This is a genomic window from Leifsonia xyli subsp. cynodontis (assembly GCF_050632205.1).
Classification (GTDB): domain Bacteria; phylum Actinomycetota; class Actinomycetes; order Actinomycetales; family Microbacteriaceae; genus Leifsonia; species Leifsonia xyli_D.
On the sequence record NZ_CP192578.1, the window covers coordinates 2,312,236 to 2,337,759 of the forward strand.

Here is a 25,524-nt window from a genome sequence, read left to right on the forward strand (position 1 = left end):
GGCCGGACCGCTTCAGGCCCACGCGACGCCGGCCAGCTGCGTGTTGAACGGCACGAAGGGCGTGTGCAGACGGTAGCGCTCGACCTCCACGCCGCCGAAGCCTGCGGCGCGGACCGCGTGCTCGAGGTCGCGCTCGCACGAGCACCCCTCGAAGGTCCACGACCAGGGGCGGCGGAGCAGCCGCTGGGCGGTCCGGGTCGCGGTGCCGTCGGGAGCGACCACGTGCTCGACGAAGCGGAAGCTGCCGCCGGGTCGCAGGATGCGACGCACCTCGGCGAGCGTCGCATCCACATCCCGCACCGAGCAGAGGACGAGCGACGAGATCACGCAGTCGGCGCTGTGATCGGGCAGCCCGGTCGACTCGGCCATCCGCTCCTGCAGGTCGAGACGGATGCCGCGGCGCGAGGCCGCCGCCGTGAGCCCGTCGTGCATGTAGCGGTTGGGCTCGACGGCGGTGAGAGTCGCGCCCGGCGGGAGGTACCGGAGGTTGGGCCCGACGCCCGGGCCGAGCTCGACGACGCGGTCGGGCAGCCCGGCGAACACGCGCTCCTTGTGCGGCCGCAGGGACCGCTCGAGGTACGGCCCCGCCGCGCGGAAGAACGCCGCATTGAAGCGGCCGCGTCCGCGGTGCAGGGGGAAGATCGCCTGGGTCGAATGGATGTCGGTCTCGGTCATGCGCTCCACTTTCGCGCCGCGGGCGGCCGCCGCACAGGCGTACTCCTACCCCACTTCAGCGCTGCGCGGCGTACCAGGCGGCGATCTGGGCGCGTGAGCGGAAGCCGAGCCGGAGCCGGATGCGCTCGACGTGTCCTTCGGCCGACCGCTCGTCGATGCCCAGCCGGCCGGCGATCTCGCGGTTCGTGCATCCTTCGCCGACGAGCGCTGCGACCTCGCGCTGCCGGGCGGTCAGCACGCCGTCGCGCGCGACCCGCAGGCCGAGGAAGCGCCGGATGGCCGCCACCAGCTCCGGCGCGTCACCCGCCCAGGGCAGGTGGGAGCGGCCGGGCAGAACGACCAGCTGAGACCCGGCGATGCCGTCGGCGAGCAGTCGCGCCTGGGCGAGAGGAGCCGCACGATCGGCGTCGCGGTGCACCACCAGCGTCGGAGCGGACACGCTCGGCAGCAGGTCGGCGATGTCGAGCCGGTAACTGAGCGCCAGGAGGGCCCGCGCCGTCGCGGCGCCCGAGGAGGCGCGCTGGTAGCGGCCGAACTCGGCGCGCGCCGCCGCCGGCGCGTCCGGCGCGAAGAGGTCGGTGAGCACATCCGATCCCAGTCCCCAGTGCGACTCCACCAGCGCGAGGATGTGGTCCCGGGCGCTCGGCGGCGAGATCGCATTCCCGGTGACCCAGCCGCCGTAGAGCACCAGCCGGCGGACGGTCTCCGGATGCGCGGCCGCCCAGGCGACGGCGACCGGCGCCCCGAGCGAGGCACCGACCAGGTCGAACGGCTCGGGACCGAGACCGGCGACGACCGCGGCGAGTTGTTCGAACTCGTACTCCAGCGAGGGCGGCCGGTCCGTCGGGCCCGAGAGGCCGCAGCCGGCCCGGTCGTAGCGGACCAGGCGGCGACCCCGCGCGAGGCTCTCGAAGAAGGCGCGCTCCTCGGGCAGCTCCCACCCCCGCTCCAGGTGGCTCAGCCACCCGGAGACATACACGATCGGGCGCCCGTCGCCGATCGTGGCGACGGCGATCACCGACCCGTCGGCGGCGGTGACGCGGGAGAGGCGCTGCTGCACGGCTCTATTGTGGCCGCGGCTCCGGCTCCCCGCACCGCCAGCACGGGCCGGGGCCCTCCCGCAGTGCGCCGCACTCGGGGCAGACCGAGGCGAGCCAGCAGGCGGCGTCGCCGCCCTCGCCCGGCTCCGCCCCGGGGTACGGCTCAGGCCCGGGCATCAGGAACACCCGCGGCGAGCTCGGCGAAGACGTCCGCGGCGTCGTCGAACCGGGAGAGGGCGGCCGCCTGCCCCATCCACAACGAGAGCAATTCCGCCCGGCCGAGCTCGGCGGCGCGACGGCGGAACACCCCGGTGAGGATGTTCTGCAGCGGGAAGGACGCCCGATCGCCGCGCTCGATGGCCCGCACGGCGTCATTGGGGAGGCCGCGGGCGGCCCGTCCGCTCATGGTGCGCGTGAGCACGGTCTCGTGGGCGCCGGCGCTGCGGATGCGGTCGCGGTGCGCCTCCGGGGCGACGGACTGCCGGGTCGCCAAGAAGGCGGTGCCGACCTGCACGGCCTGCGCGCCGAGAGCGAAGGCGGCCGCCACGCCCCGGCGGTCGGCGATCCCGCCCGCCGCGATCACCGGCACGCCGACGGCGTCGGCCACCTGCGGGATGAGCGCGAGGTTCCCGACGAGGCCGTCCTCCGGATCGGCGAGGAAGGCGGGACGGTGGCCCGCGGCCTCCAGACCGGACGCGACGATCGCATCCACACCGCCGGCCTCGAGCGCCTGCGCCTCGGGCACAGTCGTGGCCGCCCCGACGACGCGGATGCCGCGGCGATGCGCCCGCTCGACGACGTCGGCCGACGGCACTCCGAAGACGAAGCTGAGGGCGGCGGGTTCGACCGCGAGCGCCGCCTCCAGTTGCGCGTCGAACGGCGGCAGCGGAGCGACCGGCCAGGCGGGGGCTCGACCCCGGCCTCCGCGTAGAGCGGCGCGAGCGCGGCCACCGCCCGGTCGAACTCGGCGCGGTCGAACGCCGCGCCGGGCGCTCCTCGCCCCTGCCCTGCAGCGGCAGCCACAGGTTCAGGGCGAATGGGCGGGAGGTGCGCTCGCGCAGCTGGGCGCCGACCTCGGCGATGCGTTCCGGGCTCAGCCCGTAGAGGCCGAACGACCCGAGGCCACCGGCCTCGCTGACCGCGGCGGTGAGCTCCACCGACGACAGGCCGCCGAACGGCCCGAGGATCACGGGCGTCTCGATACCGAGCAGGGTGCGCAACTCCATCAGGCCACCGCCTCCTGAAGACCGAGGAGCAGCAGGGAGCTGCGCCACAGGCTCTCGAGCTGAGCCGGGTCGTTGTAGAGCTTGGCGAACAGCACCAGACCCTCGATCTGGGCCACGATCGCCTTGGCGGAATCCCGCGCGTCGGCCAGGCGCACCTCGCCGGCCGCCTCGGCCTCGCGCAGGGCCTTCTCGACGATGTCGATCTGCTCCTCGAAGATCTCCTGCAGGCGGCCCCGGACCGGATCGTCCTGCGCGCTCACCTCCAGCGCCAGGTTGCCGAATAAGCAGCCGACCACGGCGCCCGTGCCCTTCAGCGCCTCGCTCTGCATCTCCGCGGTCGCCACGAACAGGTCGCGCAGCCGATCGACGATCGGCGCCGGGCGTTCGAGAATGCGCGTCCACTCGCCCCGCTGCCACTCCCAGTGGCGGTCCACCACCTCGAGGGCCAGCGCCTGCTTCGAGGGGAAGAAGTAGTAGAAGCTGCCCTTCGGCACTCCGGCCGCCGCACAGATCTCAGCGACCCCGATGCTGGCGTACGCCCGGCGCCCGAAGAGCTCGGCGCCCGCTGCCAGAATGCGCTCCCGCGCGTCCGATGTCCGTCCCATGCTTGCAATTATACGACCAGTCGTCTATAACAGGTACCGGTTAATAGTTGACCGACCATCTAGTAAGGATCGAACACCATGGAAACACGCAAGGTCGCCATCATCACGGGCGCTTCCCAGGGCATCGGCGCGGGACTCGTCGAGGGCTACCTCGGCCTCGGCTACGCCGTCGTCGCGAACTCGCGCACCATCGAGCCGCGCACCGAGGAGAACCTCGTCACCGTGGCCGGCGACATCTCCGACCCCGCGGTCGCCGAGCGCATCGTCAGCACCGCGCTCGAGACGTTCGGGCGCATCGACGCCCTCGTCAACAACGCCGGCATCTTCATCGCCAAGCCGTTCACCGAGTACACGGCCGAGGACCTCGACACCGCGCTGACCGTCAACCTGGGCGGCTTCTTCCACATCACGCAGAAGGCGGTCGCCGACATGCTGACCCGCAACTCCGGCCACGTCGTCAACATCACGACCACCCTGGTCGAGAACGCCGACTCCAACGTGCCGTCGGCCCTCGCGTCCCTCACCAAGGGCGGGCTGTCCTCCGTCGTCAAGTCCCTCGCTATCGAGCTCGCGGGCCGGGGCGTCCGCGTGAACGCGGTGTCGCCCGGCATCATCAAGACGCCGATGCACGCGCCGGAGACGTACGAGTTCTTCTCCGGGCTGCACCCCGTGCGGAGCATGGGCACCATCGACGACGTCGTGCGCGGCGTCCTCTACCTCGAGCAGGCACCGTTCGTCACCGGCGAGTTCCTCCACGTCGACGGCGGCCAGAGCGCGGGGCACTGATCATGGCCGGCTCCGAGCAGATCCTCGATGCGACCCTGCAGTCCTGGGCGGCCGACATCCTGGCGCACGAGCCCGAGCGCGTCGCCGCGGCCTTCACCGAGGATGCGGTGTTCCAGGGCTTCGATCGCACGCACACCGTCGGCCGCACCGGCATCGCGGCGTACTACGCCAAGCAGCCGATCGGGCTCAGCGCCGCCTACCGGGTGCGCGAGGTCGAGTCGCTCGGCGACGACGCGTTCGCCGCTTTCATCGACGTCGACTTCACCCGGCCGCCGGCGGAGGTCATCCCCACGCACCTCACCCTGGTGCTGGTGCGTGCCGGCGCCGAGTGGCTGATCCGGCACTACCACGTGTCCAAGCTCGACGCGTAGGGTTCGCCCGAGTCCAGGAGGGAGCCGACGATGGAGTTCTTCGTCGATATGGTGACGACGGTGCCCGAGGGCACGACCCCCGACGACGTCACCGCGATGCGGGAACGCGAGGCCGTCCGCGCGGCGGAGCTGGCGCAGGCGGGCAGCCTGCGCCGGCTCTGGCGGCCGCCGCTGGGGCCCGGCGAGTGGCGCAGCTGGGGCATCTTCACCGCGCCCGACGCCGAGACGCTGGAGCGCATCCTCGCGTCGATGCCGCTGCGCGCGTGGCGGAAGGACGCGGTCACGCCGCTGACGCCGCATCCGAGCGACCCGGGGCTGGGGCGCCCGTAGCCGAGCGGCCGGTATCATTCGTGCAATAATGATTCGTACACTAATCGAATCGAGAGGACGAGTGATGGCCGGCCGCTTCTGGCGCTTCTACGAGAAGGCCAACGACGTCGTGCGCACCTTCACCGGGCCCGCGCAGCTGGGCGCCGGACACCCCGAGGAGCCCGACGTGCGGCGCGCCGACGCCGCCTGCCCCCTGTGCGGCAAGCCGCTCGACCAGCACCGCATCGAGCGGTTCGCGGACTCGCGCACGTCGACGCGCATCCACTGCCCGTGACCGCGACGGAGCCTTCGACCGAGGGCGCGGTCGACCCGCTCGCGCTGGAGAGCCAGGTCTGCTTCGCCCTCTCCGTGGCCGCCCGCTCCGTCGTCGCCCTCTACCGGCCGGTGCTCGAGCCCGTCGGCCTCACCCATCCGCAGTACCTCGTGATGCTGGCGCTCTGGGAGCACGGGCCGCTCTCGGTGCGCCGTGTCGCGGAGCTGTTGGCGCTGGAGTCGGCCACGGTGTCCCCGTTGCTGAAGCGGCTGGAGGCGCTCGGCTACGTCACACGAGAGAGGTCATCGCTCGACGAGCGCGTCGTCGAGGTCACCCTCACCGCCGCGGGGCGCGAGCTGCGCTCCTACGCCGAGACGATCCCCTCGACCATGATGCGACGACTCGGGATGGGGCCCGACGAGCTCCGCGAGCTGCACCGCGCGATGACCACGGTGATCCGGGCGGCACGCGAGGCCTGACGCTCTTCCCTTCGCACCGGGGACGGGAGCATCCTGGGCGCATGAGCGAAACGGATGTGGCCGCGGGGCGGCGCAGCAGGCGCGTTCTGACGGGTGTCGTCTCGTCTGCTGCGGTGGCGATCACCGCGGCCGCCGCCGCCGCGCGTCGGCGGGGCAGCGGCCCGGGTGCGGTGACCCCCGTCGGCGGCATCGTCCGCGGAGCGGCCGCCGGACTCGTCGGCACGCTCGCCTTCGACCTCTGGCTGTACCTGCAGTACCGGCGCAACCAGGGCGACGAGCCGTTTCCCGACTGGGAGTTCTCGGCCGACGTCACCGGCTGGGACAACGCGCCTGCCCCCGCCCAGGTGGGCCGCCGCATCGTCGACGGGCTGTTCGAGAAGCAGCTGCCGGACGCGCAGGCCGCGTCGATCAACAACATCGCGCACTGGGCGTACGGGCTCTCCGGCGCGACGGCGTACGGCGTGGTCGCGGGCTCGCTCCGCCGCCCGCGCGCCTGGTACGGACTGCTGCTCGGGGTGGGGATGTGGTTCTCGGGCTACGTCATCCTGCCGCCGATGCACCTGTACAAGCCGATCACCGAGTACGACGCGAAGACCCTCGGCAAGGATCTCGCCGCGCACCTCGTCTACGGAGCGACGACGGGCGCGGTCTTCACCCTGCTGCGCGGCGGCAGCCGCCGCTGAACGCTCACTGCTGACGGCTCAGTGCCGCCCCATAGCGGTGGGCGCTCGGCCTTCCGCCGCGTCCGGGATGCGCGCCATCCCCCACTGCCCGGCGAGCACCGCATCCGGCCGCCCCTCGACCAGGTCCGCGACGTGCTCCCCGACGAGTGCGCTGAACTTGAAGCCCTCCCCCGAGTCGCCGCACGCCACCGTCACGGCGTCGCTGAGCCGGTCGATGACGAAGTCGCCATCGGGCGAGTCCGTCCAGGCGCACACCTGCTGCTCGCCGGGCACCGGGACCAGCGACGTCAGATCGCGTTCCACCCGGCGGCGGATGCGCTCGGTGCGCGCCTCCACCGGCGACCGATCGGTGTCGCCCGGGGTCAGCGGACGCAGCGGCAGGTCGAGGCCGATCTTGTAGCCCTTCTGGCGGGCCGGCATGCCGTAGATGCCGGGCTCGTCCGCCCGCGGCGCGTCGAAGAAGCACGGGTAGCCGGCGTAGCGGTCGGGATGGGCGGGGTCGGGGAAGTGCACGACCTGCTCCAGGTAGGTCTGGAGCGGGATGCGCACGCCGAGACTGCCGAGGAGCGCCGCCGCTCCGGGGCCGGCCGCCACCACGACGTGGTCCGCCCGGATCGTCGCACCGGCGGACGTGTGCGCGACGACTCCGGAGCCCTGCTCCTCCAGTCGCGCGATCCTCGTCCGCAGCTGCGTCCGTCCGCCCAGCTCGCGGAACGTGCGCAGCGTCTCGCGCAGCAGCGTCTCGGCCTCCACGACGCCGGCCTCGTGCACGAAGAGCGCGTCGCGGCCGTCCGGCCGGAGTCCCGGCAGCACGTCGCCCACCTCCGATCGGCGGACGACGCGGTACCCGCTCCCCGTCGCGTCGAGCACCGCACGCGCGGTGTCGAGGAAGGCGTCGTCGCGCCAGAGCAGCCCGAGCCGCATGGTGACGGGAGCCCCCACCAGCGCCGCCAGCCGGTCCATCGCCCGGACCGCCCGCAGCTGCGCCCACGCCCGCTGCTCGGAGGTGTCGACGACCCGCCAGAGCCGGGTGCTGCCTCCGGACGACGCATACGGATTGCCGGGGCCGAACTCGTCGGCCAGCGTCACGCGGTGACCGCGCGCCACCAGCTGCAGCGCCGCCGGCAGGCCCCACGCCCCCGCGCCGATGACCAGGATGTCCATGTCGCGCCTCTCCGCCGGCTCAGTCGTAGCCGAGGATGATCGCGTCGAGCCCCTCGCCGCCCCGGATCGGCCCGGCCCAGAGGGCGCCGTCGACGGCATCCCGACCGGTGGTCATCCGTTCGTGCTCGACATCAGCGTTCGGGCTCATGCCTGGGATGCTATGGCGCGGCCGGGGACGACTCCGATGTACAGCGTGTACATTCCGGCGCGCCCGGGCGACGCCCGGTACATCGCGCCTCCACGCTCAGCGCGAAGCTCCCGCCGGCTCTGGCGTGGCGCGCGCGGCGGCCGCTACGGTGAGCCTGCGCCGACAGCTCCGCAGCACCATCCCCCACACAGCACGTCACACCGACACCCGGAGGGAACCATGCCCACTGTCACCACATCCGACGGCATCGAGATCTACTACAAGGACTGGGGATCGGGTCAGCCGATCGTCTTCAGCCACGGCTGGCCGCTCTCGGCCGACGACTGGGACACGCAACTGCTGTTCTTCCTGCAGCACGGCTACCGCGTCGTCGCCCACGACCGCCGCGGCCACGGCCGCTCCACCCAGACCGGCGAGGGCCACGACATGGACCACTACGCCGCCGACCTGCGCGCCGTCGTCGAGGCGCTCGACCTGCACGACGCCATCCACGTCGGGCACTCCACCGGTGGCGGCGAGGTCGCGCACTACATCGGGACGTACGGCGAGGACCGCGTGGCGCGCGCGGTGCTCATCAGCGCCGTGCCGCCGATCATGGTGCAGACCGAGAACAACCCCGGCGGCCTGCCGAAGAGCGTGTTCGACGACCTGCAGGCGCAGCTCGCCAAGAACCGCTCGGAGTTCTACCGCGCGTTGCCGTCCGGCCCGTTCTACGGGTTCAACCGGGAGGGCGTCGAGTCGTCGGAGGCGATCATCCAGAACTGGTGGCGCCAGGGCATGATGGGCGGGGCCAAGGCGCACTACGACGGGATCGTCGCCTTCTCGCAGACCGACTTCACGGAGGACCTGAAGAAGATCAGCGTGCCCGTGCTCGTGATGCACGGCGAGGACGACCAGATCGTCCCCTACGCCGACTCGGGCCCCCTCTCGGCGAAGCTCGTGCAGAACGGCACGCTGAAGTCGTACCCCGGATTCCCGCACGGCATGCCGACCACCCAGGCGGACACGATCAACGTCGACCTGCTGGAGTGGCTGCAGTCGTAGTCGGGAGGGGCGGGCCGGATGCTGCGAAACACGCTCGTCATCCGGCCCCGCTACCGTCGGAGCGTGAGCATCGACATCGCGCGCGCCGACTTCGCCGATCCGGCGCTGGCCGCGTTCCTCCAGGCGCACCTCGACGACATGGAGCCGACGGCTCCGCCGGAGAGCAGGCACGCGCTCGACCTCGACGGCCTGCGGGCGCCCGGCGTGCGGCTGTGGGCGGCGACCGACGACGGCGAGATCGTCGGCACCGTGGCCCTCGCCGCGCTCGCGCCCGGCCACGAGGAGCTGAAGAGCATGCGCACCGACCCGCTGCGGCGGGGCCGCGGGATCGCCTCGCTGCTGCTCGAGTTCGCCCTCGCCGACGCCCGCTTCCGCGGGGTCGAGCGCGTCTCGCTCGAGACGGGCGCGATGGACTTCTTCGCGCCCGCGCGCCGGCTCTACGAGCGGGCCGGCTTCACACCGTGCGGCCCGTTCGGGAAGTACACCGACGATCCGCTCAGCGTCTACTACACGATCGCGATCGACCGGGCGGTCGCGGTCTAACCGGCCGCCCCCACCGCCAGCGTCCAGCGGTTGCCGGAGGCCAGCGGCTCGTGCTCGAACCGCTCCACCAGCAGGGTCACCAGCGCGAGGCCGCGGCCGGACTCCCCAGGTCGTCCGGATCGGGCATGCTCGCGCCGCCGAGGTCGAGGGCGACCGGGGGCGCGTCGTCGGTGACCACCGCCTCCAGGCCCTCCTGGGTCGTCCGGATGAGCAGCTCGACGTTCACCGGGCGCTCGTCGTCGCTGTGCCGGACCACGTTGGTGACGACCTCGACGACCGCCAGCTCGAACCCGCTGCGCAGGTCCTCCGGAAGGTCGCGGCGCTGCTCGGCGAGGTTCTCGAACACGTCGTGCACGCGGCCGATGGCGTCGAGATCCGCCGGCGCGCGGAACGCGTCGCGGAACGGTTCAGTCACGGTAGGCGTCGTCCGGCGACGGATACACGCGGAGGATGCGGTCGAGGTTGGTCAGCCGCAGCACGCTCGTGACCTGATCCGCCGCAGACGTGATCCGGAGGTCGCCGCCCGCCGTGCGCGCCGCCTTCAGCCCGCTGATCAGCGCGCCGAGCCCGGACGAGTCGATGAACTCGACACCGCTGAGGTCCATGGCGACGCGGGTGTGGCCCTCGTCGACGACCCGCTGCACCTCGCGCCGCACGTCGGGCGCGGTCACGAGATTGATGCGGCCCGTCGTGGCGAGCACGGCGACCCCGTCCTCCCGGACGGTCGTGGTGATGTTCATCGGCGGTTCAGTCCTTCCTGGCCGCGTCGACGGCCGGGCCTCGGTACAGCGCGGCACGGGGGATGATGCTGAGCACGACGAGGTCGTAGACCACCCACACCGTGTTGACCAGTGTCCCCACTCCGTCCGCCGTTCCCGCGATGACGCGCAGGACTCCCACGATCGCGGCGACGACGAGCAGCAGCATCGCCAGCAGCTGCGGCCAGATCTCGCGCCAGGGGATGGCCGGCCGGCCCTGGCGCTCCTTGGGCGTGACCACGAACCCCAGCGGGCGCTTGAACCAGACGTTCGCCGCCGAGGTCCAGCACGCCTTGATCCAGAGCGGGAACAGGGCGAGCGCGTACTGCTGCCCCCGCCAGGTGCGGATGCCGTGCGCGCCGACGATGAACATGAGCTGACTGAGCACGAAGTAGGGGATGAAGCGGGCGAAGAAGTCGACGCTCCACGCGGTGACCGGCATGACGCCGGCCAGCAGGTAGATCGCCGGCGCCGCCAGGTAGACGACCGCGGCGAAGCCGGCCAGGTAGCTCCACATCGTCGCGAAGTACATGAGCCGTTGCCCGAGGTCGAGTCCGCGCTTGGCGAGCGGGTTGTCCTTGAGCATCACCTGGAGGGTGCCCTGCGCCCAGCGCAGACGCTGCTTCAGCATCGTGCCCAGGTCTTCGGGAGCGAGCCCCGTCGCCAGGATCTCGTTGTGGTAGACGCTGCGCCAGCCGTTGGCGTGCAGCTGCATCGCCGTGGCCATGTCCTCCGTGATCGAGATGGTGGCCATCGGCATGACCGGCTGCGCCTCATCGGGCCGGTCGACGGCGAGCGCGTCCGCGATGCCCTGCACCGACTCGATGGCGCCGAGGGGCGACCAGTCGCGTTCGGCCAGCCGCTCCAGGGCGACGTCGTCGACGACGAAGGCCGGGAGTTCCGAGTCCGCCTGCAGCGGCAGCCGGGCGATGGCGGCGAGGTCCTCCTCGACCGAGGTCAGGTGGCCGCGCACGGCGGCGCGGGATACGGCATCCACATCCTGTTGGAGGCGGTAGGTCACCTCTCCGACGCTCTCCCCCGCGCGCAGGCGCTCCGAGGCCTCGCGCACGCGCTGCCGCAGCTCGGCGACGAGCTCGGCGGCCTCGGGATCGGAGCGGCTCGAGCGGGTGCGCGCCAGCATCCGCTCGGCCGCCCGCAGCGACGTGCGCACCGTCTGCTCGACGTCGCGGACGTAGCCGGAGATTCCGAGCTGCATCAGCGCCTCACGCCGCAGCACCGCGTTGGAGCCGCAGAAGAAGGCCGCGTTCCAGCCGTCCTTGCCCTGCTGGATCGGGCCGTAGAACAGCGGCGCCTGGTTGCCGAGCACGTCGGCCTCGTCGACGTTCGAGAAGTACTGCGGCGTCTGCACCAGCGCGACGCGGCGGTCGGCGAAGTAGCCGACCGTGCGGTCGAGGATCTCGGGCTCCGGGATCTGGTCGGCGTCGAGGATGAGCAGGAACTCGCCCTCCGTCTGGAACAGCGCGTTGTTGAGGTTGCCCGCCTTCGCGTGGCGCGGCTTGCCCGTCCAGTCGTCGGTGCGGGTGATGTAGCCGACGCCCTCCCGCTCGGCGGCCGCCTGCATCTCCGGTCGCGCCCCGTCGTCGAGGATCCAGGTCGTGTGCGGATAGCGGATGCGCTTGGCGGCGGTCGCCGTCGCCATGACCAGCCCGACCGGCTCGTCGTAGGTCGTGATGAACACGTCGACCGTGCCGATCGGCGGCGACGGCGGGCCGGTGCGCACCTTGATGCGCCACATGGTCAACGCGAAGAAGAACGTGTCGACCAGGCTGTACGTCTCCGCGATCACGAGCGGGACCGCGATCCACCACGCCTCCCAGTTGACGGATGCCAGCCACCGCCAGACGACGTAGTTCAGGCCCGCCAGCACGGCGAGCAGCGCGACGACGCGCAGGATGACAGGCCTCACCACTCGCTCCTTCGGACCACCACTGCGGTCATATCGTCGATCGGGATGCCCGCCCGGGCCGCGCCCACGATGCGCGAGACCGCGCCGGCCGCCGTGGCGGAGCCGCGGACGATCGCCTCCAGCCGGGTCAGCGCGACGTCGCCGCCCAGCGCATCCAGGATGCCGTCGCTCACGCAGAGCAGCGCGTCGCGCGGGCCGAGCCGCACGGCGCCGTGCTCACGCGGCTCGAACGCGGGGATGCCCAGCGGGAGGGAGGTGGCGTCCAGCCGCTCCAGCGGGCCGCGGTCGCGCACCACGAGGGCGAGTCCGTGGCCGGCGTCGACGTAGTCGACCACCCCGTCAGGATGCACGCGCGCGTGGAACAGCGTCACGAACGTCGCCAGCTGGTCGAGGTCCTCCTCGACGACGCGGGAGGCCGCATCCACCGACGCTTCGAGGTCGGCCAGGTCCATTGCGCTGCGGAGGGCGGTCCGCACCGACGCGGCGACGATGGCCGCGGCCATCCCCTTGCCCATCACGTCGGCGACGGAGACGCAGAAGTCGTCGCCCACGTCGTACCAGTCGTAGAAGTCGCCGGAGACGCCGCGCGACGGCTCGCACGCCGCCGCGACGTCGTACCCCGGCGCCCGGGGCTTGCGCCGCGGCAGCAGCCCCTTCTGCGCGATCGCCGCGCGGTCGAGTTCGTCGTCGCGCTCGAGCTCCGCCTGCACCCAGTCGGCCAGGTCGCGCAGCACGCGCTCCTGCTCCGACGTCAGCTCGCGGGGCTTGGTGTCGAGCACACACAGTGTCCCGACCGCCTCGCCGCCCGCGGCGTGCAGCGGCTCGCCCGCGTAGAAGCGCAGGTGCGGGTCGCCCACGACGAACGGGTTGTCGCTGAACCGGGCGTCCTCCGTCGCGTCGCTGACGACCAGCGCGGCATCCTGCTCCACCGTGACACCGCAGAAGGCGCCCTCGCGAGGCGCCTCCGTCGACAGCCCCAGGTGCGACTTGCGCCACTGCCGGTCGCCGTCGATCAGCGTGATGCTGACCATCGGCACGTCGAACAGCTGCTGGGCCAGCCGGGTCACCCGGTCGAAGCGGGCCTCCGGCCCGGAGTCGAGGATCCCGAGTCCGGTGAGCGCCCGCTGCCGACGCGACTCCGTCTGCTGAACCGACTCCGTGTCGACGACCATGCACTCATCGTACCGAGTGGTCTACCCTCCGATCGGTCAGCGACCCTCCACGGCGTTGTCGGCCCGACGCAGAACGCTCTCCGCGCGGCGCGCGCCACGGCGGACGCTGGTCACCAGCAGCAGCGAACGGACGGCGATGGCCCCGATCACAGCCGTCACCACCCCGATGAGCAGCCACGCGACGACCTGCCAGCCGGCGAACGCGGCGATCGACAGCCACTGGATGCCGAAGCCGGCGGCCGCGGCGAGCGGGAAGGTGAACGACCAGAACCCGAGCGAGAACGGAAGCACGCGGTAGCGGGAGATCAGGGCGACCTGCTGCAGCGCCATCAGCGCGAGCAGCCCCAGCAGCGCCGTCGCGACGAGGTCGGCCTTGCCGCCGTTGATCGTGAACCAGGCGGTTCCCGCGACGCCGGGCGGGGCGAGCAGGATGGCACAGGTCGGCGTGAGCGCGGCGGGCAGCGGAGGGAAGAACGCCAGTCGCGCCAGCAGCACGGTCGAGATGACCACCCAGAAGAAGATGCCGACGGCGAACGCCCCGATCGCGAGGCCCGGGAGGCCGATCTTGAAGGAGGTCGTCGCCGCGATGAGCCCCGCGGCGACGGTCGGCAGCAGGTAGCCGCCGTGGAACGCCTCCGGCGGGAGGCTGCCCGCGTGCCAGTAGGCGAGGATCCAGCCGGCGAATCCGGCCGCCACCACCAGTGATGCGACGACGAGCACGACGCCGGCGACCGGCACGAACCGGTACAGGTCGGCGCCGATCAGCATCCCGACCACCGGCACGAGCGCGGCGATCGGCCCCTGCGCCGGGTGGCGCAGCTGGTCGGCGAGGGACTCGGCGCTCCGCGCGCCGCGGCGCAGGTGCGCCACGATCAGCCAGAGCCAGGCGATCGCGACGACCGCCCAGAGCGCCTGGCCGATGGCCTCCGGCGCTCCGAGGAGCCGGCCCGCGGTGGTCCACACCCCGGCGAGGCCCGCGAGCCCGAAGGCGATCGCGAGGGTGTTGAGCGGGATGCGCTGCCCGGTCCGTTTGCGGGGGCCGGGGGTCTTCGGCAGCGATGCCGTACCCGTGCTGCTCACGTCTGCTTCCTTCCGTCCGGCCGTCAGATCGGCCACCCGGAGAACTCCGAGGGTGGAACCATTATTCCTCTAGCCTGTCTAGCAATCAGCGCTCTACACTGCGGCCACGTGGACACGGGGCCACACGAGCACGCGGGGCACGAGGACGGAGCGAAATGATGAGCGATGAACGGAACGGCGACATGACGGTGGTGCTGGTGCACGGCGCCTTCGCGGACGCCGGCAGCTGGGCGCCCCTGACCGAGATCCTGCAGAGGGCGGGGGTCCATGTCGTCGCGCCGGCTCTCCCCTCCGCGGCATCGCATCCGACTCCGCCTACATCCGCAGCGTGATGACCCAGCTCGACGGGCCGCTCCTCGCGGTCGGCCACTCCTACGGCGGCGCCATCATCTCCAACGCCGCGACCGGGCTCGACAAGGTGAAGGGCCTGGTCTTCGTCTCGGGGTTCGCTCCGGAAGAGGGGCAGTCGCTCGGCGAGGTCGAGGGCACCTCACGCGACAGCGCGCTGTCGCCCGCGCTCGAGCAGAAGACGTACCGGCTCGGCGACGGCGATGAGACGGCGGTCGAGCTCTACGTGAAGGAGAGCGAGTTCCCTCGCGTCTTCGCCGGGGACCTGCCCGACGCCCAGGCTCGCGTCCTGGCCTCGGCCCAGCGCCCGGTCGCCGCGGCGGCGTTCGACGAGAAGAACGGCCCGGCCGCATGGAAGACGCTGCCGTCGTGGTCCGTCGTCGCCACCGGGGACAAAGCGGCCGGATCGGATGTGCTGCTGCAGATGGCGGAGAACGCCGGGGCGCGGCTGACGACCCTGGAGGGGTCCCACCTCATCATGATCTCCCAGCCGCAGCGGGTGGCCGACGTGATCCTCGACGCGATCCGCTCGGTCGGCTGATGGCCGGCTCCGACCCCCAGCCCGATGCTCTCGCCGGGAGGTTGAAGCGCACGGAGGTGCAGCGGGCCGGGTCGTCCATCCCGGGCCGCGTGATCGTGCAGGTGCTCACCGAGATCCCGGAGGGCGTGGAGTCGGGATGGCACACGCACCCGGGCGAGGAGGTCGGCTACATCGTGGCCGGGACGGTGGAGATGCGCATCCGCGACGCCGAGACGCTGCTGCTGCACGCGGGCAGCGGGTTCCTCATCCCGCCGGACACGCCGCACAACGCGCGCGACCTGGGCCCAGGGACGGGCCGGATGCTCTCGACGTACATCGTGAGCCCCGACGCGCCCCTGGCCAGCTTCGTCGACCCTGGGCGTGGATGAGGACGAGACGCGCACGTGCGGCTTACGAGCGCGAGTCACCCCCTACGTCTGCACGTCATCGCCTGCCCCGCGGAGGTGGCAGCGCACCGGGAGCGACAGGTAACCTGATGGTCCCCGTAGCTACGGGTATGGGGAAAATCGCCAGAGCCCGGCCGAGCGATCGACCGGGCTCTGGTTCTGGCGGACGACGAGCCGCGCACTTACGCCTGCGGCACCGCGTCGGCTGCGGCCGGCCCGCCGGCTCGCGCGACGGTGATCGCCCTCGAGAGCGAGTCGATATCGACCGGCCCCTCGTGGCGCTGGCCGTTGATGAAGTAGGTGGGCGTGCCGGCCGCGCCGCTCCGGTCGGCGGACTCGATGTCGGCGCGCACCCGGTCGGCGAACGCGTGCGTCCGCAGGTCCTCGCCGAACCGCACGGCGTCGATGCCGATCTCTTCCGCGTAGCGCTCCAGGTCCCTGACGCTCAGCCGGTCCTGGTTCTCGAGCAGCAGGTCGTGCATCGGCCAGAAGGCGCCCTGCGCGGCCGCCGCCTCCGCCGCCTCGGCTGCCCGCAACGCGTTGGGGTGCACGTCGGTCAGCGGCAGGTGGCGCCAGATGAACGCCGCGTCCGGATGCCGCTGCAGCAACTCGCGCGCGGTCGGCGCGGCCTGCTTGCAGTATCCGCACTCGAAGTCGCCGTACTCGACGAGCGTCACCTGGGGGTCATCGGCCCCCCGGATGTGGTCCATCCCGTCGTCGACCGGCGCGAGCAGGTCGAGGGTCGGGTCCGGGTGGCCGTTCAGCGCCCGGGTGCGGCGGATGGCGGGGATGAACCGCACCGACTGGAACACGAGCCAGGTCAGCACGGCCGACAGGATGACGGAGAAGAAGATGCCGATCTTCGCCTCCGCCAGCCGCGGTCCGTCGAGGGCGATGCCGGCGATGAGCAGGGACACGGTGAAGCCGACGCCCGCCGCCGTTCCGCTGCCGAGCACCGAGAGCCAGCCGACCTGCGGGTGGATGCGTCCCCGCGACGCCCTCTCGAGCAGCCAGGTGCTGGCGACGACGGAGACCGGCTTGCCGATCACGTAGCCGACGACGATGCCGAGTGTGATCGCGCTCGTCGCGGAACGCGCGAGCAGCTCCGGCGTGATCGTCACGCCGGCGTTGGCGAGGGCGAACAGCGGGACGACGACGTAACTGGTCCACGGGCTCAGCCGGTACAGGATGCGCTCGTTCTCCGACAGGGAGTCCGCGAGCCCCGCGGCGGCCGAGCGGGCGAGCTCGGCGTTGGGGCTCTCGCGGTAGCTGCGCACCAGCCCCGTGGCCCGTTCCAGATCGGCGCGGACCGGCACGTAGGCGGTCGTGGCCAGCCCGATGGCGAGACCGGCGACCACCGGGTCGATGCCGCTGAGCAGCAGGGCGAGCCACATGAGGACGCCGAGAACGACCGCGAGGTTCCTGCCGACGGTTCGGTCGAGCCGGCGGACGAGGATGATCCCGGCGAAGGCTGCGAGTGCGACGAGCAGGGGAACGACCTGGATGGAGCTGCTGTAGAGCACGGCGATGACGACCAGGGCGGCCACATCGTCGACCACGAACGCCGTCAGCAGGAACGTGCGGGTCCGCTTGGGCGCGGCCCGCGCGAGGAGGGTCAGCGTGCCGAGCGCGAGGGCCGTGTCCGTCGACATCGCGACGCCCCAGGCCCGCGCCGACTCCTGCCCCTGGTTGAACGCGAGGTAGATGGCGACGGGGAGCACCATGCCGACGAGACCGACCGTGATCGGCAGGAGCAGCCGCCTCCGCTCGCGCAGGTCGCCCAGGTCGAACTCGCGCCGCGCCTCCAGACCGACGGCCAGGAAGAACAGCGTCATCAGCCCGCTGTTCACCCACGTCCGCAGGTCGTAGGTGAGGTCGAGGGAGCCGAGCCGCAGGCCGAGGGGCTGCTCCCAGAAGGCTTCGTAGCCGCCGAGGTTCGCCCAGATCAGAGCCGCGACGACCGCGCCGACCAGCAGCAGCGACGCGAGCGCTCCGGCGCGGAGGATGCCGTGGAAGGTGCGCCGCGGGTGCATCATCACCGTGCGGTCGCGGTCGGCTGCCTCGTCGGCGACCGGAGCGGGTGGTGCGGACATCCCGTGACGCCTTCCGTGCTGCGGACCGGTCGGCGGCTTCAGCGCGGACGTCGCCGATGAGGTCACATCCTACGCCGTCAGCGCACAGCCTCCGGCGGGATCGTCTTGAGCAGATCGAGCGCGACCGCGGAGACGCTGCCCGGCTCCGCGCGGTACACGACCAGCATCATCCCGTCGGTGCCCTCGATCGGCGTCTTCTCGCGGGTCAGCCGGAGCTGCCCGACCACCGGGTGGCGCCACTCGCCGATGCTCGACTCCTGCGGAGCAGGAGCTTCCGCACACCACAGCCGGCGGAACCGCTCGCTGCGCACCGAGAGCTCGCCGACGAGCGCCTGGAGGGCGGTGTCCCGCGGGTCCCGCTGCGCGCGATCGAGCAGGTGGCGGACCATCGTCACGCTCGCGGTGTCCCAGTCCGCGGCGAGCGCGGGCCCTGACGTACCGAGGAAGGCGGTCAGGATCAGGTTCGCGCCCGGGGTGAAGCCCGAGGTGAGCGCGCGCGCCTGCCGGTTGGCCTCCAGCACGTCCATCAGCCGGCCCTGGACGTACGCCGGGGTGTCCATGCGCGCCAGCGCCTGGCTGACCGGCTGCGGCACCACCTCGGTCCCCACCGGAGGAGCGCCCCACGGCAGGAGCCGCCGCACCGGCACGACGGGGTTGCCGTGGCTCGGATCGGAGGCGAGCAGGCCGGCGACGACGTCCCGGGTCTCCTCCGGCGTGCGGGCGGCATCCAGCCGTTCGGCCCACTCCACGATGTGCGGCTCGTCGCGGTTCAGCAGGGCACGCAGTGTTCGGTGCGGCACGTCACTCCTTGGTTCTCTGTGGCAACGGTGGCAGCACCGCGCAAGCGAGACCGACGGCTTCCGAGGATAGCGCCCTGCCACCCCCACGGCTCCCTATCGGCCGGCCCCGCCGTTCGGGTAGGCGAACACCGCGTACCCCACCCGCGCGTCATCGACCGCGCGCCGCGAGGTGCCGGTCGACCAGCTCCACCACCGCCACCAGTCCCGCCGCCCCGGCCCTCCCGCGGGCGCGGACGTCCTCGACGTCGACGCCCAGCCGGCCGACGGCATCGGCGAAGTGGTCGATGTCCTTCCGCATCAGTCCCTGCAGATGCGGCGCGATCTCCGGCGTGATCTGCGCTCCGAGCGCCTGGATGACGAAGCTGCCGCCGCTGCTGGTCGCCAGCAGCTCGCGGAAGGCGGCGACATCGACCCCGATCGCGTCGGCCATCCCCAGCACGTCGACCGCGTTCTTGAGGTTCGTCATGGTCAGCGCGTTGTTGAGGAGCTTCGCGGTCTGACCGGCCCCCGGACCGCCCAGGCGGACGATCGAGCCGGAGTACGTGTCGAACACCGGCCGCGCCCGCTCGAGTGCGCCCGCGTCGCCGCCGACGATCGTCGCCAGCGTGCGCGCCTCCGCTCCCGGTCCCCCGCCGCTCACCGGCGCATCCAGGAAGTCGACGCCGTGCGCCGCAGCGACACCCGCGAAGCGGGCCGCCGCCTGCGGATCGCCGGTCCCGTGGTTGACCAGGATGCTGCCGGGCCTGAGCGCAGCGAGCATCCCCTGGTTCTCGAGCACGTCATCCACATCGGAGTCGTCGCGCAGCACGAGGAGGACGATGTCGCCGGCCGCAGCCAGCGCCGCCGGACTCTGCTGGCGCACGAACGGGAGGCCCGCGAGCGCGTCGAGCGACCCCTCCCGTCGTGCCCACACGTGCAGCTCGAATCCGGATGCGGCGATCGCCCGGGCCATGGGAGCGCCCTGATCGCCGAGGCCGATGAACCCGACGGCGCGCACGGGCGCGTGCGTCGCGCCCGCCGCCAGCACGGCGCTCATCGGGACACCAGCTCGGTCGCGACGGCCCACAGCCGGTCGGCGTTCGCACGGTCGAGCGCGTAGCCCGCGACACCCGACGCCCAGCCGTTCCCGTCCGAGACGCGTACCGCCTCGTTGTTGTCCTCGAAGTAGCGGCCGGTCACACCGGCGACGAGGGGCGACGCCGCGAGGAGCAGACTGGTCGCGGCTCCCTGCTCGACCGACTTCCGACGCTCCACCGGCGTCTTGAGCCCGCCGGTGTGCTTCTGCAGGTTCGTGGCGATCGCTCCGGGCATGACGGCGTTGACGGTGATCCCCTCGGCGGCCCAGCGCTCCGCGGCGGCGACGGCGAACAGCACCGAGGCGGTCTTCGACTGCCCGTACGCCAGCAGCGGGTCGTAGGGGCGGAAGCGGAAGTTCAGGTCGTCGAAGACCACCGGCGAGATCAGGTGGCCGCTGGAGCTGACCACGACGACGCGCGCATCCCCGGCGCTCGCCAGTGCGTCGTGCAGCCCCACGGCGAGCGCGAAGTGGCCGAGGAAGTTGGTGGCGAACTGCAGTTCGACGCCGTCGGCGGTGTACTCCTCGGGGGTGGCCATGACACCCGCGTTGGCGATCAGGATGTCGAGCGGCCCGCTCCACGCGTCGACGAACTCCCGCACGGAGGCGAGGTCGGAGACGTCCAGCCGAGCCGCACGGACGCGGTCGTTCCCGGTGCGGTCGCGCAGGTCCTGTGCGACCGCCTCGCCCGTCTCGAGAGAGCGCACGGCGAGAACGACCTCGGCGCCGCGGAGCGCGAGCACGCGGGCCGTCTCGATTCCGATTCCAGAGGACGCGCCGGTGACGAGGGCGCGCTTCCCCGTGAGGTCGACCCCTTCGGTGACCTCCTCCGCGGTGGACGCGAAGCCGAACGGGGTGGTGATGAGTGACATGAGTACTGCTCCTTCTGTGACGCGACCGGATGTCGCCGTCGAGGAGCAGAACATCCCCGCTTCCCCGATCAGTCCGCCCGGTCGTGCCCCCGTTCTTCCTGGTATGCGGAGGGACAGGCTGAGCGCCGCCGCCGGGTTGTAGCGTTGTCGCATGGCAGGAGCCGACGACAACCGGCTCGGCGAGTTCCTCCGCGCGCGACGGGCGAGGGTGACGCCCGAGGAGGCCGGCCTGGCGCCCACGAAGCGACGTCGCGTGGCCGGCCTGCGCCGCGAGGAGGCGGCGCTGCTCGCCGGCATCAGCAGCGAGTACTACCTGCGGCTGGAGCAGGGACGCGACACGCATCCGTCGGACTCGGTGGTCCGCGGCCTCGCCCGGGCGCTCCGGCTCGACGACGGGGCGACCGCGTACCTGCGCGAACTGGCCCGGTACCCGGATGCGCGGCCGCGCGCCCGGGACGACGTGGCGCCCGAGCGCATCCGCCAGTTGCTGGACGCCTGGACGACCACTCCGGCCTACGTCCAGAACCGCACGCTCGAGGTGCTCGCGTCCAACCGTCTCGCCCGGGCGCTCGCCCCGATCTTCACGCCGGGGGTCAACCTCCTGCGATCGGCCGTGCTCGACCCGGCGGTCCGCGGACTGTACCGGGATTGGGAGGCGATGATCGCGGCGACCGTCGCCGGCCTGCGCTATGGAGCGCGAGACGACCCGCACGACGGCGCGCTGAGCGCGCTCGTGGACGACCTCTCGGCGCAGAGCCCGCGGTTCGCCGACCTCTGGGCGCGGCACGATGTCACGCCCAAGGACCACGGCCGCTCGGTGCTCCTGCACCCGGTCGTGGGCGAGCTGGACCTCCGTTACGAGAAGTTCGCGGTCCCGTCACCGGCCGCCGGTCAACTACTCGTCGTCTATCACGCCGATCCCGGCACCGAGACGGAACGGCGGCTGGCGCGACTGGCGCGACCGGCCGACGGCTAGCCGCGCGCTACTCCTGCGGCCGCCACGGCTCCGTCGCGTGCGAAAGCCACACCCGCCGCGGCTCGAGCGAGCGGATGAGACGCTGGCCCTCCGTCTCCGGCTCGTCCAGCTGGCCGAACCAGACCGCCGTGTCGCCCGCGATGACGACGGGACCCTCATCCGTCTCCACCACCACGATCTGCGAACCGCGGGTGTGGCCGGGCGCCGGCACCAGCCGCACGCCGGGAACGAGCTCGAACTCGCCGTCGACCTCGACGTACTCGACACCGGGGGCGTCCACCCACTCCGGGATCGTGTACTCGTCGAGCGTGCGGGCGTCCTGCAGCTCGGTCCTCTGCACGTAGACCGGACGTCCAGCGAAGAGGTGGTTGCCGCCGCAGTGGTCGAAGTGGAGGTGCGTGTTCACGACCGTGGCGATGCCGCCGAGGTCGACGTCATCGTGCTGGTCCAGCGGCTCCAGCTGCGGGTCCATGTCGGCGACGGCGGGGTGCAGCGCGGTCAGGCCCGTGTCGACGAGGATGCGCCCGTCGGGATGGTCGATCAGGTGCACGAACACCGGCATCCACTCGTCCTCCCCCACGAGCAGGCGGGCGACGCGGACGGGGGTGATGCTCACCGGACGGGTCATGCGGTCACTGTACCGCTGCGCCGCAGCCCGTCCAGCACGGCGGCCTGGACTCCGCCGTCCTGATAGACGACGGCGAAGTCGTCGTCGCGCGCCTCCTCGATCGCGGCGGCCACCGCGGCGCGGACGGCGGGGGACGACCCGATCTCCTCGGCGGCCGGGTGCACGTAGGAGGCGCGGGCGACAGCCGGGGTGTCGCCGAGCAGCCGTGCCGCGCCGTCGTAGGCGTACAGCACGGTGCTCCGGCGCGCGCGGGGCGCGTCCGTCAGGCGTGCCCCGGCGACGATCGTGCACGCCGCGACGGTCGCACCCCAGGTGCGGAACACCTTCGCGGTCACGGCGCAGCCTGCATGCGCGTGCAGGTAGGAGTTGACCGTCGCGCTGTCGACCAGTCGCCAGATCGGCGGGTCCGCGAGCGCGAACAGCCGGCCCTCAGGATGCGGTTCCTGTCGCAGCAGCGTGCCCACCACCGCCGCCGCTGCGCCGTCCTCCACGGCGATGCGGTGCGGGATGTGCTCCTTGCCGACGAAGGAGAACGTCAGCATCGGGCCGCCCACCTCCACGTGCTCCCGCCGGAGCGTCGTCAAGCCGTAGGTGTCGTTGTCGCGGGCGTACCGTTCGTTGCCGACGCGGAACAGCCCGCGGTCGAGGAGCCGCACCACCGCGGCCGTGGACCGTTCGACGGCGGAGGCGCTCGCCGCGCCGTGCCCCAGGTGCCCGCGTACCGTCTCCCGGATCGCGGGAAGGGCCGCGGCGAACTCGAGCAGGCGGCTGAACTTGTCCCGTTCCGCGACCGCTCGCGCTTCGTCCGAGTACCGGTACTGCGTCCGGCCGCGGAGGTCGACGCCGGTCGCCTGCACGCGGCTCGCCGCATCCGGCGCCGCCCACACGCTGGTCCACGCCGGCGGGATGCGCAAGCGCGCGAGCCGGTCGAGCTCATCGGGGTCGGTCAGCGGTTCGCCGTCCGAGTCGACCCACCGCTCCGGGCGCACCCCGAGCCGGTGGTACCCGTGCGGCCTGACCACGTGCCGGTACATCGGATCATCGCGCCTCTCGTGCGACCGTTTCAGAGCCGCCCGCCGACTCGGCAAGGAGCCGCCGCTGCCTGCCGTACCGGGACTCCTGGTAGGCGCCGTGGATGAGCGCGAACACGACCGCGGCCGCGATCCCGGCGGCGATCGCGAGCGGGAAAGGCGCCGACAGCGCCCGGTAACCGAGCAGCGAGATGCCGACGCCGGCGACGATGGAGTTCACGATGGCGATGGCCGACGACATGGTGAAGAACACGCCCCGGCGGTACCCGCGCTGACCGATCTCGAGCAGTTCGTTCGGCGCCTTGCCAGGAGGGACCGGGAAGTACCGCTCCGCCCCGGGCAGCAGCGAGCCGTAGTAGCGGCGGATGCGCTGGATGGACGCGAGCGCAGCGACATCCTCCAGCGAGGTCTGCACCAGCCGCTCGTAGGTGAACACGCCGAGGATGACGACGACCGGGATGATCACCGCCAGGTACCCGAGCGCGAACGGCGTGGAGGCGAGGAAGCCGAACGCCACCAGCGCACTGGAGAGCGTCATGAGATAGAGGGATGCGCGGCTGCTCGACTCGCTGACGGTGATGCCGCGCGCCGACTCCAGCACGAAGTGCTCGGTCAGCAGCGCGTTGTAGAAGGCGAGCGGCCGGTCCGCGAGGGCGGCGGCGGACTCGTCCGCGGTGGGGAGCCGGGGGCCGTCCGGGTCGCGCGGTTCCGGCTCGCTCATGCCGGCTCCCCGAACGTCCCCGGCCACCGGCCCAGCCGCTCCGCCGCGTCGAACGTCGCCTGCAGGAACTCCATCACCAGCGCGTCCGGGTCGGCGGCCGCGCGGACCGTCTCGTACGGCAGCAGGAACTCGCCGAGCTCTTCGCTGTAGAAGGCGCCCTCCGGCACCGGCGCCTCCGCGAATCCTTCCGGCGCGGGGTACGCATAGGAGTAGAACGCGCCCTCCTCGCCGCCGCCGGGCCAGAAGCCGGCGCTGCTGATCTCGTGCGAGTAGCCCTCCAGCATGACCCGGTCGGGGCAGTTCGGGACGCCGCCCGGGTGCGCGGGCGCCGGCCGGCCCGAGAACCGGGTGACGGCCAGATCCATCGCCCCCCAGAAGTAGTGCACCGGGCTCGCCTTGCCGGTGAACTGCGACCGGAACCGTTGCAGCAGCCGTTGGGCGTCGATCAGCTGCCGCCAGAACGCCTGCGCCTGCTCGGGGACGTACGTGCAGTGCTCGGTGTCGTCGGCGAACGGGATCGCGACCACCACCTCGTTCGGCACCGGGTGGATGGACACCTCCACTTCCAGCTCTCCGAGCGCCCGCATCGTGGACTCGTAGAAGCGCGCGACCGACATCCCGGCGAGCGCCACATCCCGTCGCCCGCCGTCGCTGGTGCGCAGCACGAGCCGGTGGTCGACGAAGTCGAACTCGATGTCGAGGATGCCGCCGGGCACGGGGATCGGCCCGGTCGCCAGGCCGCGCGCGCTGAGGTAGAGCGTGACGTGCCACCAGTGGTTCACCGGCGGCGTCAGCGCCATCCGGATCTTGCCGACGATCTGCGTCCACAGGTGGACGGTGTCACGGGTGGCCTGCCAGGAGGCCACGGCGAGTTCGGGCCGCACGGGGAGTCCTTCCGCTTCGGGTGGATGGCGCGCTCCCAGGCTAGCGCGCGGCCGCCGCGTCGTCCCCTCGTCCGTCGTGCGCGAGCACGAGGTCGACGCGACAGGTCGAGCCGGGGTCGATCGGGGTGATCCCGGTCGCCCTCAGCGGGCCGTCCACGCGCGCGAGGACGCTCTGGATCAGGCACAGGTCGACCGCGCAGACCGTCTCGGGGAGCGCATCCCGCACATCGGTCAGCGGGCAGCACAGGCCGATCGTCAGCGCGGCTTCGTGGGCCTCCGGGCGGAAGCCCGCGCGCTCCAGGTGGTCCTCCAGCACATCCAGCTGCTGGCCGGCGGCGACCGGGAGTCCCTCCCGCGTCGGCGGGAAGACGGCCGTCAACCGCGCGATGCGGCCGATCGCGGTCGCCCGGCGGGTGCGCTCGCGGGTCTCGGCGGTCGCCTCCTGAAGGCCCTGCGCCATCGCGTACAGCTTGCGCGGCCGGCCGCGCACCGCACGGGACTCGTTGCGGGCGGTGACCCAGCCGGCCCGGATCAGCGCGGCGAGATGGTCCCGCGCGGTGTTCGGCGGCAGGCCCACCTGGCCGGCGAGCTCCGGAAGGGTGAGCGGGCTGCGCAACCGCAGGGCGTCGAGGATGCGCATGCGCTGACCCGAGCGCAGCACCCGCCGCAACGGGCTCCCCGCTGGTGCGGTCATGGCGTCCCCTCGCTCGGCGGCCGGTACTCAAATCCATTATTCACGGGAGTCCGGGTTGGAGGGAAAGACATTGCGGTCACGAGACTCGGTGCGAAGCGAGCGAACCGCTCCGCGCACGCACCCGTCCCGTCTGGAGGTCTGATGAGCAGCACCGTGGAGACCGAGCCCGCCACGCGGCCGGCCGCGCCGCT

32 protein-coding genes and 1 pseudogene are annotated in these 25,524 nt (G+C 72.3%); 12 read left to right on the forward strand and 21 right to left on the reverse strand.

The window, feature by feature from the left end; genetic code table 11:
- Positions 1–12: 12 nt before the first annotated feature.
- The 5 genes and pseudogenes from ACQ86M_RS11425 to ACQ86M_RS11445 form a co-directional block, all read right to left on the reverse strand.
- Positions 13–675, reverse strand: a complete 663-nt coding sequence (locus ACQ86M_RS11425; protein WP_431245522.1) for a methyltransferase domain-containing protein — start codon at positions 673–675, stop codon at positions 13–15.
- Between the two features lie 55 nt (positions 676–730).
- Entirely contained in the window at positions 731–1,735 is a 1,005-nt protein-coding gene (locus tag ACQ86M_RS11430; protein ID WP_431245523.1) for an alpha/beta fold hydrolase, read from the reverse strand.
- A 143-nt stretch (positions 1,736–1,878) separates the two neighbouring features.
- Positions 1,879–2,601 (reverse strand): NAD(P)H-dependent flavin oxidoreductase, encoded by a 723-nt coding sequence (locus ACQ86M_RS11435; RefSeq protein ID WP_431247879.1) that lies wholly within the window; start codon positions 2,599–2,601, stop codon positions 1,879–1,881.
- A gap of 166 nt (positions 2,602–2,767) precedes the next feature.
- A pseudogene (locus ACQ86M_RS11440) lies at positions 2,768–2,941 on the reverse strand (nitronate monooxygenase); the annotation flags it as partial.
- Positions 2,941–3,546: a TetR family transcriptional regulator C-terminal domain-containing protein gene (locus ACQ86M_RS11445; protein WP_431245524.1), complete on the reverse strand. Its 606-nt coding sequence runs from the start codon at positions 3,544–3,546 to the stop codon at positions 2,941–2,943. The gene ACQ86M_RS11445 and the pseudogene ACQ86M_RS11440, both read right to left, overlap by 1 nt.
- A gap of 78 nt (positions 3,547–3,624) precedes the next feature.
- On the opposite strand from ACQ86M_RS11445, the gene ACQ86M_RS11450 reads away from it, so the two are divergent.
- The 6 genes from ACQ86M_RS11450 to ACQ86M_RS11475 all read left to right on the forward strand — a co-directional run bounded on the left by ACQ86M_RS11450 (position 3,625) and on the right by ACQ86M_RS11475 (position 6,448).
- On the forward strand, positions 3,625–4,332 hold the full coding sequence (locus ACQ86M_RS11450) for an SDR family NAD(P)-dependent oxidoreductase (RefSeq protein WP_431245525.1): 708 nt from the start codon (positions 3,625–3,627) through the stop codon (positions 4,330–4,332).
- A 2-nt stretch (positions 4,333–4,334) separates the two neighbouring features.
- Entirely contained in the window at positions 4,335–4,703 is a 369-nt protein-coding gene (locus ACQ86M_RS11455; RefSeq protein WP_431245526.1) for an SgcJ/EcaC family oxidoreductase, read from the forward strand.
- Positions 4,704–4,733: 30 nt separating this feature from the next.
- On the forward strand, positions 4,734–5,033 hold the full coding sequence (locus ACQ86M_RS11460; RefSeq protein ID WP_431245527.1) for a muconolactone Delta-isomerase family protein: 300 nt from the start codon (positions 4,734–4,736) through the stop codon (positions 5,031–5,033).
- A gap of 64 nt (positions 5,034–5,097) precedes the next feature.
- Entirely contained in the window at positions 5,098–5,307 is a 210-nt protein-coding gene (locus ACQ86M_RS11465) for a hypothetical protein (protein WP_431245528.1), read from the forward strand.
- Entirely contained in the window at positions 5,304–5,765 is a 462-nt protein-coding gene (locus ACQ86M_RS11470) for a MarR family winged helix-turn-helix transcriptional regulator (protein WP_431245529.1), read from the forward strand. The genes ACQ86M_RS11465 and ACQ86M_RS11470 overlap by 4 nt, the downstream gene beginning before the upstream one ends.
- 41 nt (positions 5,766–5,806) lie before the next feature.
- Complete coding sequence (locus tag ACQ86M_RS11475) at positions 5,807–6,448, forward strand: hypothetical protein (RefSeq protein ID WP_431245530.1); 642 nt, start codon at positions 5,807–5,809, stop codon at positions 6,446–6,448.
- A gap of 18 nt (positions 6,449–6,466) precedes the next feature.
- Here the strand turns inward: ACQ86M_RS11475 and ACQ86M_RS11480 are convergent, their stop codons facing one another.
- Together ACQ86M_RS11480 and ACQ86M_RS11485 are read right to left on the reverse strand one after the other, a co-directional pair.
- Positions 6,467–7,612 (reverse strand): NAD(P)/FAD-dependent oxidoreductase, encoded by a 1,146-nt coding sequence (locus tag ACQ86M_RS11480; RefSeq protein ID WP_431245531.1) that lies wholly within the window; start codon positions 7,610–7,612, stop codon positions 6,467–6,469.
- Between the two features lie 19 nt (positions 7,613–7,631).
- Positions 7,632–7,760: a hypothetical protein gene (locus ACQ86M_RS11485; RefSeq protein WP_431245532.1), complete on the reverse strand. Its 129-nt coding sequence runs from the start codon at positions 7,758–7,760 to the stop codon at positions 7,632–7,634.
- A 219-nt stretch (positions 7,761–7,979) separates the two neighbouring features.
- Here ACQ86M_RS11485 and ACQ86M_RS11490 point away from each other — a divergent pair, with 219 nt between their 5' ends.
- A complete protein-coding gene (locus tag ACQ86M_RS11490) occupies positions 7,980–8,804 on the forward strand; it encodes an alpha/beta fold hydrolase (protein WP_431245533.1) in 825 nt (274 codons plus the stop codon).
- A 63-nt stretch (positions 8,805–8,867) separates the two neighbouring features.
- Positions 8,868–9,347: a GNAT family N-acetyltransferase gene (locus tag ACQ86M_RS11495; RefSeq protein ID WP_431218798.1), complete on the forward strand. Its 480-nt coding sequence runs from the start codon at positions 8,868–8,870 to the stop codon at positions 9,345–9,347.
- A gap of 76 nt (positions 9,348–9,423) precedes the next feature.
- Here the strand turns inward: ACQ86M_RS11495 and ACQ86M_RS11500 are convergent, their stop codons facing one another.
- The 5 genes from ACQ86M_RS11500 to ACQ86M_RS11520 are packed head-to-tail and all read right to left on the reverse strand — an operon-like array spanning position 9,424 to position 14,284.
- Positions 9,424–9,762 (reverse strand): ATP-binding protein, encoded by a 339-nt coding sequence (locus ACQ86M_RS11500; protein WP_431245534.1) that lies wholly within the window; start codon positions 9,760–9,762, stop codon positions 9,424–9,426.
- A complete protein-coding gene (locus tag ACQ86M_RS11505) occupies positions 9,755–10,087 on the reverse strand; it encodes an STAS domain-containing protein (protein ID WP_431218800.1) in 333 nt (110 codons plus the stop codon). The genes ACQ86M_RS11500 and ACQ86M_RS11505 overlap by 8 nt, the downstream gene beginning before the upstream one ends.
- A gap of 7 nt (positions 10,088–10,094) precedes the next feature.
- A complete protein-coding gene (locus ACQ86M_RS11510; protein WP_431245535.1) occupies positions 10,095–12,032 on the reverse strand; it encodes a glycosyltransferase family 2 protein in 1,938 nt (645 codons plus the stop codon).
- Entirely contained in the window at positions 12,029–13,204 is a 1,176-nt protein-coding gene (locus ACQ86M_RS11515) for a PP2C family protein-serine/threonine phosphatase (protein ID WP_431245536.1), read from the reverse strand. The genes ACQ86M_RS11510 and ACQ86M_RS11515 overlap by 4 nt, the downstream gene beginning before the upstream one ends.
- Before the next feature lie 36 nt (positions 13,205–13,240).
- Positions 13,241–14,284, reverse strand: a complete 1,044-nt coding sequence (locus ACQ86M_RS11520; RefSeq protein WP_431245537.1) for a transporter — start codon at positions 14,282–14,284, stop codon at positions 13,241–13,243.
- Between the two features lie 158 nt (positions 14,285–14,442).
- On the opposite strand from ACQ86M_RS11520, the gene ACQ86M_RS11525 reads away from it, so the two are divergent.
- The 3 genes from ACQ86M_RS11525 to ACQ86M_RS11535 are packed head-to-tail and all read left to right on the forward strand — an operon-like array spanning position 14,443 to position 15,541.
- Positions 14,443–14,616, forward strand: coding sequence for a hypothetical protein (locus tag ACQ86M_RS11525; protein ID WP_431245538.1), 174 nt, complete (start codon positions 14,443–14,445; stop codon positions 14,614–14,616).
- Complete coding sequence (locus ACQ86M_RS11530) at positions 14,616–15,173, forward strand: alpha/beta hydrolase (RefSeq protein ID WP_431247880.1); 558 nt, start codon at positions 14,616–14,618, stop codon at positions 15,171–15,173. The genes ACQ86M_RS11525 and ACQ86M_RS11530 overlap by 1 nt, the downstream gene beginning before the upstream one ends.
- Entirely contained in the window at positions 15,173–15,541 is a 369-nt protein-coding gene (locus tag ACQ86M_RS11535) for a cupin domain-containing protein (RefSeq protein ID WP_431245539.1), read from the forward strand. Before ACQ86M_RS11530 ends, ACQ86M_RS11535 begins: the two co-directional genes overlap by 1 nt.
- Before the next feature lie 200 nt (positions 15,542–15,741).
- Here the strand turns inward: ACQ86M_RS11535 and ACQ86M_RS11540 are convergent, their stop codons facing one another.
- From ACQ86M_RS11540 to ACQ86M_RS11555, 4 genes are all read right to left on the reverse strand, one after another.
- Complete coding sequence (locus ACQ86M_RS11540) at positions 15,742–17,652, reverse strand: Na+/H+ antiporter NhaA (protein ID WP_431245540.1); 1,911 nt, start codon at positions 17,650–17,652, stop codon at positions 15,742–15,744.
- A 77-nt stretch (positions 17,653–17,729) separates the two neighbouring features.
- Positions 17,730–18,452: a hypothetical protein gene (locus tag ACQ86M_RS11545; RefSeq protein ID WP_431245541.1), complete on the reverse strand. Its 723-nt coding sequence runs from the start codon at positions 18,450–18,452 to the stop codon at positions 17,730–17,732.
- Positions 18,453–18,600: 148 nt separating this feature from the next.
- Positions 18,601–19,488 carry an NAD(P)-dependent oxidoreductase gene (locus ACQ86M_RS11550; RefSeq protein ID WP_431245542.1) on the reverse strand — a complete coding sequence of 296 codons (888 nt, stop codon included), beginning with the start codon at positions 19,486–19,488 and terminating at the stop codon, positions 18,601–18,603.
- Positions 19,485–20,399, reverse strand: coding sequence for an SDR family NAD(P)-dependent oxidoreductase (locus tag ACQ86M_RS11555; protein WP_431245543.1), 915 nt, complete (start codon positions 20,397–20,399; stop codon positions 19,485–19,487). Before ACQ86M_RS11555 ends, ACQ86M_RS11550 begins: the two co-directional genes overlap by 4 nt.
- 151 nt (positions 20,400–20,550) lie before the next feature.
- On the opposite strand from ACQ86M_RS11555, the gene ACQ86M_RS11560 reads away from it, so the two are divergent.
- Entirely contained in the window at positions 20,551–21,375 is an 825-nt protein-coding gene (locus tag ACQ86M_RS11560) for a helix-turn-helix transcriptional regulator (RefSeq protein ID WP_431245544.1), read from the forward strand.
- A 7-nt stretch (positions 21,376–21,382) separates the two neighbouring features.
- Here ACQ86M_RS11560 and ACQ86M_RS11565 read toward each other — a convergent pair whose 3' ends face one another.
- The 5 genes from ACQ86M_RS11565 to ACQ86M_RS11585 are packed head-to-tail and all read right to left on the reverse strand — an operon-like array spanning position 21,383 to position 25,333.
- Positions 21,383–22,003: an N-acyl homoserine lactonase family protein gene (locus tag ACQ86M_RS11565; protein ID WP_431245545.1), complete on the reverse strand. Its 621-nt coding sequence runs from the start codon at positions 22,001–22,003 to the stop codon at positions 21,383–21,385.
- Positions 22,000–23,037 carry a DNA topoisomerase IB gene (locus ACQ86M_RS11570; RefSeq protein ID WP_431245546.1) on the reverse strand — a complete coding sequence of 346 codons (1,038 nt, stop codon included), beginning with the start codon at positions 23,035–23,037 and terminating at the stop codon, positions 22,000–22,002. Before ACQ86M_RS11570 ends, ACQ86M_RS11565 begins: the two co-directional genes overlap by 4 nt.
- 4 nt (positions 23,038–23,041) lie before the next feature.
- Positions 23,042–23,755: a hypothetical protein gene (locus ACQ86M_RS11575; protein WP_431245547.1), complete on the reverse strand. Its 714-nt coding sequence runs from the start codon at positions 23,753–23,755 to the stop codon at positions 23,042–23,044.
- Complete coding sequence (locus ACQ86M_RS11580) at positions 23,752–24,639, reverse strand: DUF5996 family protein (RefSeq protein WP_431245548.1); 888 nt, start codon at positions 24,637–24,639, stop codon at positions 23,752–23,754. Before ACQ86M_RS11580 ends, ACQ86M_RS11575 begins: the two co-directional genes overlap by 4 nt.
- 40 nt (positions 24,640–24,679) lie before the next feature.
- Complete coding sequence (locus ACQ86M_RS11585) at positions 24,680–25,333, reverse strand: helix-turn-helix domain-containing protein (protein ID WP_431245549.1); 654 nt, start codon at positions 25,331–25,333, stop codon at positions 24,680–24,682.
- Between the last annotated feature and the right edge of the window lie 191 nt (positions 25,334–25,524).